The following is a 12,784-nucleotide window of genomic DNA, read 5'->3' as shown; positions in this document are numbered from 1 at the left end:
TTCCACTGCCGTTTAAAAATAAAAAAACCACGGGATTGTAAGCCCCGTGGTTAAAGACGCAACCGTAAATTAATGTGCGCTGGAAGTTTCCTGACGTCCCGCCGCGCGATCCCAGCAGATTGCCAGCACCGCCATGACGACGGTCGGCATCAACCATGCCAGACCCTGCTCCGCCAGCGGCAGACGCGCTGTCCAGGCGGGTAAGATGCCACCAAACGCCGACGCTTTAATGCCGTCCATCACACCGAAGACCAGACTAACAAACATGGCTGGCGCAATCACACGGGACGAACTGTGCCACCAGTTGCGGGTAAAGCTTAATACAACCAGGGCGATACAGGGCGGATAGATCGCCGTCAGCACCGGGATAGAGAGCTGGATCAGATGGCTCAGGCCGAGGTTCGAAACCACCATTGAGAAGCCGCCGAGGATAAACACCAGCGTGCGATAAGAGAGCGGCACGTACTGGGCAAAGAACTCGGCGCAGGCGCAGGTCAGGCCTACGGCGGTGACGAGGCACGCCAGGAAGATCAGCACTGCCAGCATCATGCTGCCTGCGCCGCCGAAGGTGTGCTGCACGTAGGCATGCAGGATAGCCGCGCCGTTTGCCGACTGATCGACCAGCGAAGCGCTGTCGGAGCCGAGGCGGAACAGAGCCAGATAGAGCAGCGTCAGGCCTACGCCTGCCATCACGCCAGCCAGCACGGTGTAGCGGGTCAACAGACGCGCATCGCTCACGCCGCGAGAGCGGGCCGCGTTGACGATCACGATACCGAACACCATCGCGCCGAGGGTATCCATGGTCAGGTAGCCGTTAACAAAACCGTTGGAGAACGAGGCGTGCTCGTAGGCGTCCATGGCATGACTAATCGGGCCAGCTGGCCAGACGACGGCAGCCACTGAGAGCACCACCAGCGCGACGATCTTCATCGGCGCAAGGAAGTTACCTACCGTATCCAGCAGCTTGCCCGGATAGAGCGAGACCAGAATGACGATGGCAAAGTAGACCAGGCTGTAGATAAACAGCGGCAGCGCGCCGTCGCCGGTCAGCGGGGCAATCCCCACTTCGAACGAGACGGTAGCGGTACGCGGGGTCGCAAACAGCGGGCCGACGGCCAGGTAGCAGACGGTGGCCAGCAGCACGCCGGCTACTTTGCCAATCGGCGCGCTGAGGCTATCCACACCGCCACCCACTTTCGCCAGGGCGATGACCGTTAGCACCGGCAGACCAACCGCGGTGATCAGGAAACCAAAGGCCGCCGTCCAGACGTGTTCACCCGCCTGCAAACCGACCATTGGCGGAAAAATGATGTTACCCGCGCCGACGAACAACGCGAATGTCATAAAGCCCAGAGCAACGATATCTCGTGGTTTTAAACGATGGGTCATATGTATTAACTGCCTGTGGATGTGGTGTTGAACGTGTTGATTTTTTCGCCAGCCCCTACGGGACAATACAGCGGCAATATCATTAGATTCCAGCGGGATATGCTTCCCACCGGGCGTGGCGAAGAATAGTTTTTCGATTTACCACGCAAATCCAGCCTGTCTGTCATCGACAGGGGCGCAATTTAAACGCTTATAACGTTTAAAGGCAAGATGGGATCGAAAAACCAGATGGTTATCGTAGGCTGACGTGAATAACCAGCATAAAACGCTAATTATAAGAAAAACACATGGCTAAACATGCGAACAAAAAAGCAGCAGCCGCAGAAAAAGAGGTGCGGTGCTGAATGGTGCAAAGCAAACAGGCCGCATTTTGCGGCCTGTGGAAAGTTATACTGACAGGGAGGGCGCTACTCGGTGGTTTTGGCAACGAACCTTTCCGGCAGCGTGAAGCTAAATCGGGTGCCTTTGCCCGGCTCGCTGGTAATTTCCAGACGGCTGTCGTGATGGTTGACGGCGTGCTTAACAATCGCCAGCCCCAGGCCGCTACCGCCGGTCTGGCGGGATCGCGCCTTATCGACGCGGTAGAAGCGCTCGGTCAGGCGTGGAATATGTTCGGCGGCGATGCCCGGTCCGTTATCCTCAACGCTGAATTCCACGCCGTTCGCGACCCGCTGCCAGCTGACGATGATGTGCGTGGCGGGCGGAGTATGGTTTACCGCGTTATAGACCAGGTTAGAGATAGCGCTGCGCATCTGCTCATCGCTGCCCAACACTTTGAGGGAACTATCGACATGAAACTCAAGGGTTTGCCGCTGCTGGCTCAGGGTCTGGGCTTCTCGTTCAACCACCCGCAGCATCATTGGCACATCAATGACTTCATTCAGGGTATGGATTGGAGAGGCCTCAATTTTTGACAGGGTGAGCAGCTGTTTTACCAGGCCTTCCATACGCGAGGTCTGCTCCCGCATGGTATGCAGCGCCTTTTCCCGCGTCGCCCCGGCCAGGGTCTGTTCCTGCATCATCTCCAGGTAGCCCTGCAATACCGTCAGCGGCGTGCGCAGCTCATGACTGACGTTGGCAAAGAAGTTGCGTCGCGCCCCCTCCAGCTGGTGCATCTGGGTCACGTCGCGGGCGACCATCAGCAGCTGCTGCTCGCTGTAGGGCATGACGCGGATCTCCAGATGCCGTCCGTTGTTCAGCACCAGGTTGAGCGGTTTAGTGAAGGTCTGCTGTTTAAGATACTGAGTGAATTCGGGGTAGCGCAGCAGGTTGAGGATATTCTGGCCGTTATCGTCCGGCCAGCGCAGCCCCAGCAACTGCTGGGCAAGGCCGTTACACCAGAAGATCACCCCCTCTTCGGTGGTAAGTACCACCGCATCCGGCAGCGACTCTGCGCCGCTGCGAAAGCGTTTGATCAGGCTGCCCAGCTCACGACGGCGCTTTTTATTGCGCAGCTGCATCTGGTGCAGGCCATAGAGCAGTGGCTCCCAGCTGCCGTGCCCCGGAGGTGGGGTCATGCTGCGGTCCACCCACAGCCACCAGGAGAGCTGGAGCAGATTCCAGAAGTGCCAGATCAGTAATCCAGTGACCGAGGCCAGCAAAAACCACGGCAGATAGCCAAACATCGCTCCAAGCACCAGAGCTGGGATACAGCTTAAAAACAGCTCTAAGACCAGCCTTTTCCATGACAGCCGTTCCAGCACGCGTCACACTCCAGTCAATGATTAGAAACGGGTCGAAAAACGGTAACCCGTGCCGCGAACGGTCTGCACCATACGGTCATGGCCGCTCAGCTCCAGCGCTTTACGCAGGCGGCGAATATGCACGTCCACCGTGCGATCCTCAACGTAGACGTTGGTTCCCCAGACGTGGTTCAGCAGCTGCTCGCGGCTGTAGACGCGCTCCGGGTGAGTCATAAAGAAGTGCAGGAGCTTGAACTCCGTCGGCCCCATGTCGAGCGGGTTTTCGCCGGTCATGACCCGGTGAGAGGTGGGATCGAGGCTCAGCCCCTGCATCTCAATCACCTCTTCCACCGCCATCGGCGAGATACGCCGCATCACGGCTTTGATACGCGCCACCAGCTCCTTCGGCGAGAAGGGTTTGGTGATGTAGTCGTCTGCCCCGGTCTCCAGGCCGCGGACGCGATCTTCCTCTTCGCCGCGCGCGGTGAGCATCATAACAGGAATATCCCGGGTCATGTTTTCACGTTTCAGGTGCTTGATAAACTGAATCCCCGAGCCGCCAGGCAGCATCCAGTCGAGCAGGATAAGATCGGGCCACGGCTCGTTGAGCTGGTTCACCGCACTGTCATAATCTTCCGCTTCAACAGGCTGAAAGCCGTTTTGCTCGAGCACGAAGCAGACCATCTCCCGAATGGGGGCCTCATCCTCTACGACCAGAATACGTCTCGCCATGATTTGCCCTATATAGTTGTAATCAATATGTTGCGTCGCATTATGCGTCAGATTTATGACAGATTTATGAAAAGCGTGAAGGCATTATGAACCTGAAAGCGTGCAGATGACATCTGCAAGACGATCGCCGCTTTTCCGCTGCGCCTAAACGTTTATAATCCGCCTTACGCTTTTTTGCTATGGAACCGATATGCGCATCCTTCACACCTCTGACTGGCATCTCGGCCAAAACTTTTACAGCAAGAGCCGGGCCGCTGAACACGCTGCCTTTCTTGACTGGCTGCTGGAGACGGCAGAGGCCCAGCAGGTCGATGCCATTATCGTTGCTGGCGATATTTTTGATACCGGCGCGCCTCCCAGCTACGCTCGCGAACTCTACTACCGCTTTGTGGTTCAGCTCCAGCAGACCGGCTGTCACCTGGTAGTGCTGGCGGGTAACCACGACTCGGTCGCTACCCTGAATGAGTCCCGGGAGATCCTGGCCTTTCTGCACACCACCGTCGTGGCCGCGGCGGGCTGCGCGCCGTTCATTCTTAAGCATCGCGACGGCACGCCGGGAGCGGTTTTCTGCCCGGTGCCGTTTTTACGCCCGCGCGATATCGTTACCAGCCAGGCGGGCCTCTCCGGCAGCGAGAAGCAGCAGCATCTGCTGGCGGCGATCACCGACTACTACCAGCAGCAGTACCAGCAGGCCTGTGCCCTGCGCGGCGACGCGCCGCTGCCGATTATCGCCAGCGGCCACCTCACCACCGTCGGGGCCAGCAAAAGCGACGCGGTGCGCGACATCTATATTGGTACCCTGGACGCCTTCCCGGCGCAGAATTTTCCCCCGGTGGACTATATCGCCCTCGGGCACATTCATCGTCCGCAGATTATTGGTGGTCAGGATCATATCCGCTACTGCGGCTCACCTATTGCTCTCAGCTTCGACGAAACCGGCAAGGCCAAAAGCGTTAATCTGGTAACCTTTGCCGACGGCAGACTGGCGGACGTCACGCCTCTTACCGTGCCGGTTACCCAGCAGCTGGCAGTGATCAAAGGCGATCTTGCCGCCATTGGCCAGCAGCTTGAGCAGTGGCGCGGGTCCCCCGCTTCGCCGCCGGTATGGCTCGATATCGAAATCACCACCGACGACTGGCTGACGGATATGCAGCGCCGGATCCAGGCCATGACCGAGGATCTGCCGGTCGAAGTGCTGCTGGTACGCCGCAGCCGCGAGCAGCGTCAGCGAATGATGGCGGGCGAGCTGCGGGAAACCCTCAGCGAGCTGCGCGTGGAGGAGGTTTTCGAGCGTCGTCTGGCGCTGGAGGAGCCGGACGAGGCGCAGGGCCAGCGGGTTCGCACCCTCTTTAGCGCCACCGTAGAAGAGCTGACCCAGGAGCAAGACGCATGAAAATCCTTAGCCTGCGCCTGAAGAACATTAACTCCCTGAAGGGGGAGTGGAAGATTGATTTTACCGCTGAGCCCTTTGCCAGCAACGGGCTGTTTGCCATTACCGGCCCCACCGGCGCGGGGAAAACCACCCTGCTGGATGCTATCTGTCTGGCGCTCTATCACGAGACGCCGCGTCTGAGCAACGTATCGCAGTCGCAGAACGACCTGATGACCCGCGACACCGCCGAGTGCCTGGCCGAGGTGGAGTTTGAGGTCAAAGGCATTGCCTATCGCGCCTTCTGGAGCCAAAACCGTGCCCGCAACCAGGCCGGGGGTAATCTCCAGGTGCCCCGCGTTGAGCTGGCGCTCTGCGCCGACGGTAAAATTCTCGCCGATAAGGTGAAAGATAAGCTGGAGCTCACTGCGACTCTGACGGGGCTGGACTACGGCCGCTTTACCCGCTCGATGCTGCTCTCCCAGGGACAGTTTGCCGCCTTCCTCAATGCCAAACCGAAAGAGCGGGCCGAGCTGCTGGAAGAGCTGACCGGCACCGAGATCTACGGCCAGATCTCAGCGATGGTGTTTGAAAAGCACAAAGCGGCGCGCAGCGAGCTGGAGCAGCATCAGGCCCAGGCCGAGGGCATTCAGCTGCTGAGCGCCGAGCAGATCCAGACTCTGAATGAAAGTTTGCAGGTGCTTACTGACCAGGAGCAGACCCTGGTCGCCACCCAACAGCGCGAGCAGACCCTGCTCCACTGGCTGACGCGCGGCGGCGAACTGCATGCCGACGCGGCCCGGGCACAGACGACGCTGAATAGTGCCCGGCAGGCGTTAGAGAGCGCCCGCCCGCAGCTTGCCGCGCTGGAGCAGGCCCGCCCCGCCCAGCAGCTGCGACCGATATGGCAAAGTTTACAGGAGCAGATCCGCACCCACGGCCAGACCCAGCGTCAGGCTGAGGAAGTGAATACTCGCTTACAACAGCAGCTGAGCAAGCGCAGCCGCATTCGCGCCACCGCCAACGCGCAGATGAGCACGCTACAGCAGGAACAGAAAACGCTGGCCGACTGGCTGACCGCGCACGAACGCTGGCAGCGTTGGCAGAGCGAGCTCACCGGCTGGCGGGCCAACTTTACTCAGCAGGCAGAAGAGAAGAAGCACGCCCTGACGCTCAGCGCACGCCGGGAAAAGCTTCAGCAGCAGCTGACGGCGTTGAACGCCCCAGGGCTGGATCTGAGCGCCGAGGCGTTGCAGCAGGCGATAGCCGATCTGGCCCAACAGCGCCCGCTGCGCCAGCGTCTGAACGTGCTGCATGCCAGCTTCGCGCCTCTTCAGCAGCGTATCAAGCAGCTGCAAAAAACGCTGGCCGAGAGCGATGCGGAGCAGGCGACGCTCAACCAGACTCTGACCCAGCGGCGTCAGGCATATAAAGAGAAAAACGCGCTGCTGGCCGAGGTGAAGACAATTTGCGCCCTGGAAGAGCGGATCAAAGGTCTGGAGGCCGAGCGCGAGCGGCTGCGGGCCGGCGAGCCCTGTCCGCTCTGCGGATCGACAGCTCACCCGGCAGTCGCGGAGTACCAGGCGATGACCGTAGATGCCAACCAGGCCCGGCGCGATGCCCTGGAGCGCGAGGTTAAGCAGCTGGCAGAGAGCGGCGCGACACTGCGCGGCCAGCTGGATGCGCTGGTGAAGCAGAGCGAGAGAGATCGCCTTGCCGCCGAGGCGGAAGCGCAAAACGATCTGGCGTTAAGCCAGCAGTGGCGCGAGCTATGTAGCGCGCTAAATATCGCGCTGACGCCCGAGGAGGACGTCAGCGGCTGGTTACAGGCTGAGGAGACCCGCGAGCAGCAGCTCTATCGGTACAGCCAGCGGCTGGCGCTGGAGGAGCAGCTCAACGAGCTCCAGCAGCAGGCGGTACACGCTCAGCAGACCATTGACGCTCGCCGCCAGACGCTGGCAGAGAGCCTGGCCCAGCTCGGACTGACCCTGCCCGCAGAGGGGGAAGAGTCAGCCTGGTTTGCCGCCCGTGAGGAGGAGTCCCGTCAGTGGCAGCAGAACCAGACCCACGTCGCAACGCTCCAGGAGCGCGCGGCCCAACTCCAGCCCCTGCTGGAGACGCTCCCTGCCGACGGCGCAGCGGAGGGAGAACCCGTCAGCCTCGACGGCTGGCAGCAGGTACATCACGACTGCGTCTCTCTCCACGGTCAGGTTCAAACGCTCCAGCAGCAGCTGGCCCTGGAGGCCGGGCGCGTGGCGCAGCAGCAGGCGCAGTTTGACGCCGAGCTGGCGCAGAGCCCCTTCCCCGATCGGCAGGCATTTCTCGCCGCCCTGCTTGAGGATGGCGAACGCCAGCGTCTTGAGCAGCTTCAGCAGTCGCTGGAGAGCCAGTTACAGCAGAGCCAGGTTCTGCTGACCCAGGCCCAGGCAGCGCTGGCGGCGCATCAGGCCCAGCCGCCTGCCGGGCTGAGCGAGGAAACCAGCGTAGAGCAAACGCGCGCCGCGCTGAACGCGCTGGCACAGCAGCTGCGGGAGAACACTACCCGTCAAGGAGAGATCCGCCAGCAACTCCGGCAGGATGCCGAGAGTCGTCAGCGCCAGCAGGCACTGTTGCTGGAGATTGAGGAGGCCACTCGCCTGCTGGCGGACTGGAGCTACCTGAACGGGCTGATTGGCTCTAAAGAGGGGGATAAGTTCCGTAAGTTCGCCCAGGGGCTGACGCTGGATAACCTGGTCTGGCTGGCGAATAACCAGCTCACCCGTCTGCACGGCCGCTACCTGCTGAAGCGAAAAGCCAGCGAGGCACTGGAACTGGAGGTAGTGGATACCTGGCAGGCTGACGCGGTACGCGATACGCGCACGCTTTCCGGCGGAGAGAGCTTCCTCGTTAGCCTGGCACTGGCGCTGGCGCTCTCCGATCTGGTGAGCCATAAAACCCGTATCGACTCGCTGTTCCTTGACGAAGGGTTCGGCACGCTGGACAGCGAAACCCTGGATACCGCCCTCGATGCCCTCGACGCGCTCAACGCCAGCGGCAAGACTATCGGCGTCATCAGCCACGTTGAGGCGATGAAGGAGCGCATTCCGGTACAGATCAAGGTAAGAAAGATTAATGGACTGGGTTACAGCAAGCTTGATGGAAAATATGCCGTGACGTGAAGGATTAAATAATTAATGCCGGACAGATCTGACGGTCTTTTCCGGCTTTTTTATCAGAGCTTATTTATAGCTTGGTTAACTTTCGCCTCTAATGAATCGATATCTTTAGCACTCTCACTATAAACAGGCCTTTCCCAATCAAATTCCCTTATTAAATAAATATAAAATTTGCCGTTTACATCAAAAGAGGGTCTCCACCCAATATCAAGAATGTAACCGCCAGGAAATTCGATCTGAAGCATATCCTCTCTAAGCTCATGCACCTGTTCGCCAAGAGTTATCTCTTTATTCAAGGAGAATGCGTTAAACACAACTACGCCTTTTTTTGCTGAGAAATCAATGTTCATTGTGTTTCTAACCTTCGAAATTGATCTATAAATATTGGATGACCGTGTGAATTATATTGAAAAGCCAAAATCGATATACCCCTCGGAACTTATTACAATACACCATCGTGTTTTTCTATTGAAAAAGTAGTGATGCTGAGGGATATTTTCAATAGCCATCTTTAAAAAAGGGTGAAATTGCTCTGGTTTAATAGAAATCGAGAAATCCAACGATGAATCATTTATATAATAAATTTGATCGCTATGTGATATTTCACTATTAATGTTATTAGCATGAATAAATTTATTTACTTGACCAAGCCCATCAGAATGATTTCCCTTTAAATTTAGACTTTTATGCTTAGTGGTCTTTGACCAGTTAATTTTTGAGCCTATCCATTCAAAAGAGTCTGACAGCTCATCAGCGATAAAATCCCAGTCATCAATGATTAAGAGTGAGTCAGATAGCTGTGATATTTTCTCTTTTATTTCATCATCAAGAGTCATGATATTGGCCTTTAAAGTTTTGATGGAAGATCAGAGGATTTGAGAACATCACGTCATTTTAGTTATTCTATATGAGTATTTCATTCGTTAATCACCAATTTGAGTTAGATTCAGCATCATACGTTCCAGATCTTGTCCGCCTGCTTCCTACATTTTCAACACTATCGGCAGCTTTTCAAACCCCGCCATTATGTTGATCAACATCTGGATTAATATATTTTATTAGGAGCTTTATTATTTACGAAGACAAACTGCCCGTGCGAACGCTCGTTGATTTTTTTATAACCGAGTTCTTTCGCTTTAGCAGCATCCCCACAACGCAGTCCTAAAGGATCGATCCAACTCAGCGCATTCGGCGCATACGGGTAGAGATTTAATCCTCCCGCCAGCCCCACCGGATCCTGCTGCGTGAACCGTCCACAGTCCGGATCATAATACCGGAACAGATTATAGTGAAGTCCGGTTTACTCGCCACTTCCCTGTGGCTGCCCCTTTCGGGGTTGCGCTGCACGCATTCAAATTTGTTCCTGACAAATTTGTCCCGATCCAGGTACTGGCCGCATCCGCAGGTTCTGGGCATGGCCTGCCAGCTATATCCATCTGATGTCTGAGCCTTAAGAATGAGCGAATAATATCAATTTTCTAGAAATATAGGAATTATATTTGTAATTAGGTTTTTTAAAAAAATTAACACACATATAATTATTATATTATGTACTATAGAGCCTAAATATCAACACTATTAAAAACCCCTACTATATACGATTGATAGCGGGCAGGTTGTATCTCTCTATAGGTAAAAACAACTAAAACATCATGAATCCCTTTCAAGCATTTATTTTTTGATAACCTTAACGGACTTTCTTTATATTTATATCTTTGAATTAATCCATCTGATAACTTCACACAGCGAATTTTACTTGCAATTTTTATTTTTGTGTTATCCTCAAGGCCATCAAAATCCTTTGAATTATATAATCCGAAATAAACTTTAGCGCCGCAGAATGGGCATGATATTTCTTTTTCATTTCTTAGGAAGTCATCTTCAAGACCATCATGAATAAGAATCTTTTTCTTTTGCAAATTGATTAAAGTCATCTTTTCCTCAAAATTCCGTTCTCAACTAGTTTTTCAATTGCTTCGGGTGTTTCATATTGTGTTCCGTAACCCGATTGTCCAAACCATGGTATAGCAGGACCACTATCTACTGGCAACGGTTTTAAAACTTCATAAGTTGAATATGGTTTGTTTAAAGTAGATTGCTGAAGAGCTCTACCCTCGAATGATGATCCAGCCGTAGATATAAAAGTACCATTATTGTGGAAACCATCAATGTCTTTCCAACCACCGTAACGGTCAACCTTAGTTCCAAGTTTGAGAGTCGTTTTTGTTACAGTAATAAATCCTCTGTTTGGAGGCCATGTCCTAGGCCCCATAAAAGATTCCAGGCTTTGCCAGTCTTGCTTTTTCCATAATTTATAAGTTTTTGAAGCATCTGTCCGTTTTTGGAAAACACCTGGAGATTTGGATTGGAAACCATTCCATTTCTTTTAGCATCTACTCAACCCCCACGGAACCACCCACCCCAGCGTTCAGTAAATAGTAGGCGTACTGAATGAAAGCGACTAAATAAAAATAAGCCGGAAAAGTTAATTTCTTGCTCGGCTTTTTAATTTATTTTATCAATCTGTATAATTCTTTTCTTAACAAATCAAGTTCATTATTCTCATCTTTAAGAGGCATGCCTGATCGATGCAGAACGAGATCATTAAACGATCCCATCCCGCCATATAACCCTCTTAATTTATACAAGCACTCATCATAGTTATAGTTCAACTCCACAGAATGCTTTTCAAATATATCAGCCCAATATCCCTCGTCATTCTCACGAAGAATTTTTACAATATCAGCAATTAATTTACGAACATCATTTTTCATAGTAACGGCTCTTGTCCTAAAAATTTCACACCGGGGATATCCCAAGGCTCTGGTATTACAATTTGCTGTGTACCACCAAGATAAATATCATTTTGGTATCCAACCTCACCGACATAAGGTTTTGTTCCAACAGGTACTTTAAATTTAAAAACAGTGTCTAAAGGTGAACTTCCTCCACCCGGGCAATTTGGTAGCACTGCCTTATCAATTCGCGTTTGAAGCACACTTTGGGGCTTATCTAAACTAAAAAATCGCCCAAATGGATGCCCTTCAACACCGGCACGATATAATTCAGTATCTTGAGACAAGATAATCCTCCTATATTTCCCTCCGGCAAAAGTACCTGCAAGATCATTACTCAACGGCCCGGGATTTATTGCTGAATATTTCCCATAGATTTTTCCTTTGCATAATCCAAGCGGATCCACCTACCCCACCGGGTTCGGTGCATACTGGTAAAGGTTCAGCCCTCCCGCCAGCCCTATCGGATCCTGCTGCGTGAACCTGCCGCAGTCCGGGTCGTAGTACCGGAACAGATTATAGTGAAGTCCGGTTTACTCGCCACTTCCCTGTGGCTCGCCCCTCCGGGGTTGCGCTACACGCATTCAAATTTAAACGACAACCTCAATACCACCACCTTGGTTGTCACCTACTCCTGGAGCGGGGCGAGTTATAAACTCCCCACCAGATTTCAACTTAGCCTTCATAATAAAATCACTACGGTCACTATTTTCTTGAGGTATTGCATATCTGCCATTTTACTCTAATGAAGGAAAGTGTAATAAATTCCACATTGAACCACAATTGTTTCGCTTAGGATGAAACTCACAAAAAAAATTGAACCTATATCTTTTTTTATTTTACTCTTTTCAACTGATTCTTAAAATTAACAATGAGATTCGTCCATTCTGAATAAGTGATGTTTTTTATATAATAATCCCCAAGCCACTTAGGGTGGCAGCGTAATATTAAATCATCTATTGCCGAAATTCTTACTGGATCATCCTTTTCTAAGGAATTAACCGCAATCATCAAATTTCTAATTTCATTAGCTTCATCATCATAAGCCGATGAATATAGTATATTGCATAATTTTTCACCCACTTCGTTTAAACTCATAGTAGCTCTGTTGCTCCTGAATACTTACCGCCAGCTGTTACAATCTGCCACCCACCACCAACCTTATCTGCCCCCCATTGTAAGTGCGGCGCAACTTTCCCTTCAAGAAGCACTTGTGGTCTTGTCAGGAAAACATTTCCTACGTAAGTAGCTGAATTACTTGGCGGCAACGCTAAATTGGCACGCATTAAAGCAGGAATAGCACCCGCGCTTCCTCTTGTAACATATAATTGTGAGGCACTCTCTGGAGTATGCTCTGTAATGGTGAATACATCTCCAGACTTTCCTCTGGATGCATATATTTGACCATCAAAACTATTAATAATGCCGTACTGTATTTGCTTATTGAGATCACGATTTTTAATAACTTTCTAGCTGAGTTTCGTGTAATCGCTATTTTTTCTACGGAACACTTACTCAACCCCCACGGATCCACCCACCCCAGCGGGTTCGGCGCATACTGATATAAGTTTATCCCGCCTCTTAGCCCTATCGGTTCATCGGAACAATACTATCCTCTGAGCCAATCGTACCGTCAATCCGTACCATAATCTGCTAGAATAC

General features: G+C 52.9%; 12 protein-coding genes and 3 pseudogenes. 2 read left to right on the top strand and 13 right to left on the bottom strand.

The window, feature by feature from the left end:
• Nucleotides 1-69: 69 nt before the first annotated feature.
• From brnQ to phoB, 3 genes are all read right to left on the bottom strand, one after another.
• Nucleotides 70-1,389 (bottom strand): branched-chain amino acid transporter carrier protein BrnQ, encoded by a 1,320-nt coding sequence (brnQ, locus tag NR795_RS00425; protein WP_144814505.1) that lies wholly within the window; start codon nucleotides 1,387-1,389, stop codon nucleotides 70-72.
• 407 nt (nucleotides 1,390-1,796) lie between these two features.
• A complete protein-coding gene (gene phoR / locus NR795_RS00420; RefSeq protein WP_257756711.1) occupies nucleotides 1,797-3,092 on the bottom strand; it encodes a phosphate regulon sensor histidine kinase PhoR in 1,296 nt (431 codons plus the stop codon).
• A gap of 21 nt (nucleotides 3,093-3,113) precedes the next feature.
• Nucleotides 3,114-3,803 (bottom strand): phosphate response regulator transcription factor PhoB, encoded by a 690-nt coding sequence (phoB, locus tag NR795_RS00415; protein ID WP_042391560.1) that lies wholly within the window; start codon nucleotides 3,801-3,803, stop codon nucleotides 3,114-3,116.
• A 190-nt stretch (nucleotides 3,804-3,993) separates the two neighbouring features.
• On the opposite strand from phoB, the gene sbcD reads away from it, so the two are divergent.
• Together sbcD and sbcC are read left to right on the top strand one after the other, a co-directional pair.
• Complete coding sequence (sbcD, locus tag NR795_RS00410) at nucleotides 3,994-5,196, top strand: exonuclease subunit SbcD (RefSeq protein ID WP_222889691.1); 1,203 nt, start codon at nucleotides 3,994-3,996, stop codon at nucleotides 5,194-5,196.
• The gene (gene sbcC, locus NR795_RS00405) at nucleotides 5,193-8,330 is read left to right on the top strand and encodes an exonuclease subunit SbcC (RefSeq protein WP_257756710.1); all 3,138 of its coding nucleotides are present in this window, start codon (nucleotides 5,193-5,195) and stop codon (nucleotides 8,328-8,330) included. Before sbcD ends, sbcC begins: the two co-directional genes overlap by 4 nt.
• A gap of 53 nt (nucleotides 8,331-8,383) precedes the next feature.
• On the opposite strand, the gene NR795_RS00400 is transcribed toward sbcC, so the two are convergent.
• From NR795_RS00400 to NR795_RS20675, 10 genes and pseudogenes are all read right to left on the bottom strand, one after another.
• Complete coding sequence (locus tag NR795_RS00400) at nucleotides 8,384-8,677, bottom strand: hypothetical protein (protein WP_257756709.1); 294 nt, start codon at nucleotides 8,675-8,677, stop codon at nucleotides 8,384-8,386.
• Between the two features lie 51 nt (nucleotides 8,678-8,728).
• Nucleotides 8,729-9,163 carry a type IV secretion protein Rhs gene (locus NR795_RS00395; RefSeq protein ID WP_257756707.1) on the bottom strand — a complete coding sequence of 145 codons (435 nt, stop codon included), beginning with the start codon at nucleotides 9,161-9,163 and terminating at the stop codon, nucleotides 8,729-8,731.
• A gap of 316 nt (nucleotides 9,164-9,479) precedes the next feature.
• Nucleotides 9,480-9,627: pseudogene (locus NR795_RS20685) on the bottom strand (RHS repeat-associated core domain-containing protein); the annotation flags it as partial.
• A 262-nt stretch (nucleotides 9,628-9,889) separates the two neighbouring features.
• Nucleotides 9,890-10,261, bottom strand: a complete 372-nt coding sequence (locus tag NR795_RS00385; RefSeq protein ID WP_257756705.1) for a hypothetical protein — start codon at nucleotides 10,259-10,261, stop codon at nucleotides 9,890-9,892.
• The gene (locus NR795_RS00380; protein ID WP_257756704.1) at nucleotides 10,258-10,599 is read right to left on the bottom strand and encodes a TNT domain-containing protein; all 342 of its coding nucleotides are present in this window, start codon (nucleotides 10,597-10,599) and stop codon (nucleotides 10,258-10,260) included. The genes NR795_RS00385 and NR795_RS00380 overlap by 4 nt, the downstream gene beginning before the upstream one ends.
• 238 nt (nucleotides 10,600-10,837) lie before the next feature.
• Nucleotides 10,838-11,101 carry a hypothetical protein gene (locus NR795_RS00375; protein WP_257756702.1) on the bottom strand — a complete coding sequence of 88 codons (264 nt, stop codon included), beginning with the start codon at nucleotides 11,099-11,101 and terminating at the stop codon, nucleotides 10,838-10,840.
• Nucleotides 11,098-11,529 carry a hypothetical protein gene (locus NR795_RS00370; protein ID WP_257756700.1) on the bottom strand — a complete coding sequence of 144 codons (432 nt, stop codon included), beginning with the start codon at nucleotides 11,527-11,529 and terminating at the stop codon, nucleotides 11,098-11,100. Before NR795_RS00370 ends, NR795_RS00375 begins: the two co-directional genes overlap by 4 nt.
• A gap of 3 nt (nucleotides 11,530-11,532) precedes the next feature.
• Nucleotides 11,533-11,655 (bottom strand): annotated as a pseudogene (locus NR795_RS20680) (RHS repeat-associated core domain-containing protein); the annotation flags it as partial.
• Between the two features lie 301 nt (nucleotides 11,656-11,956).
• Nucleotides 11,957-12,220, bottom strand: a complete 264-nt coding sequence (locus tag NR795_RS00365; protein ID WP_257756698.1) for a hypothetical protein — start codon at nucleotides 12,218-12,220, stop codon at nucleotides 11,957-11,959.
• Nucleotides 12,221-12,623: 403 nt separating this feature from the next.
• Nucleotides 12,624-12,719 (bottom strand): annotated as a pseudogene (locus tag NR795_RS20675) (RHS repeat-associated core domain-containing protein); the annotation flags it as partial.
• Between the last annotated feature and the right edge of the window lie 65 nt (nucleotides 12,720-12,784).

Origin of the sequence: Pseudescherichia sp. L3 (genome assembly GCF_024656065.1) — a bacterium.
Taxonomy (GTDB): Bacteria; Pseudomonadota; Gammaproteobacteria; order Enterobacterales; family Enterobacteriaceae; genus Pseudescherichia.
This window is presented reverse-complemented; position numbering and strand designations above follow the sequence as displayed.

Coding starts and splice junctions, on each gene's coding strand:
- brnQ (WP_144814505.1), bottom strand. CDS start 1,389: ATGACCCATCGTTTAAAACCACGAGATATCGTTGCTCTGGGCTTTATG.
- phoB (WP_042391560.1), bottom strand. CDS start 3,803: ATGGCGAGACGTATTCTGGTCGTAGAGGATGAGGCCCCCATTCGGGAG.
- sbcD (WP_222889691.1), top strand. CDS start 3,994: ATGCGCATCCTTCACACCTCTGACTGGCATCTCGGCCAAAACTTTTAC.
- sbcC (WP_257756710.1), top strand. CDS start 5,193: ATGAAAATCCTTAGCCTGCGCCTGAAGAACATTAACTCCCTGAAGGGG.
- NR795_RS00400 (WP_257756709.1), bottom strand. CDS start 8,677: ATGAACATTGATTTCTCAGCAAAAAAAGGCGTAGTTGTGTTTAACGCA.
- NR795_RS00395 (WP_257756707.1), bottom strand. CDS start 9,163: ATGACTCTTGATGATGAAATAAAAGAGAAAATATCACAGCTATCTGAC.
- NR795_RS00385 (WP_257756705.1), bottom strand. CDS start 10,261: ATGACTTTAATCAATTTGCAAAAGAAAAAGATTCTTATTCATGATGGT.
- NR795_RS00380 (WP_257756704.1), bottom strand. CDS start 10,599: ATGGGGCCTAGGACATGGCCTCCAAACAGAGGATTTATTACTGTAACA.
- NR795_RS00375 (WP_257756702.1), bottom strand. CDS start 11,101: ATGAAAAATGATGTTCGTAAATTAATTGCTGATATTGTAAAAATTCTT.
- NR795_RS00365 (WP_257756698.1), bottom strand. CDS start 12,220: ATGAGTTTAAACGAAGTGGGTGAAAAATTATGCAATATACTATATTCA.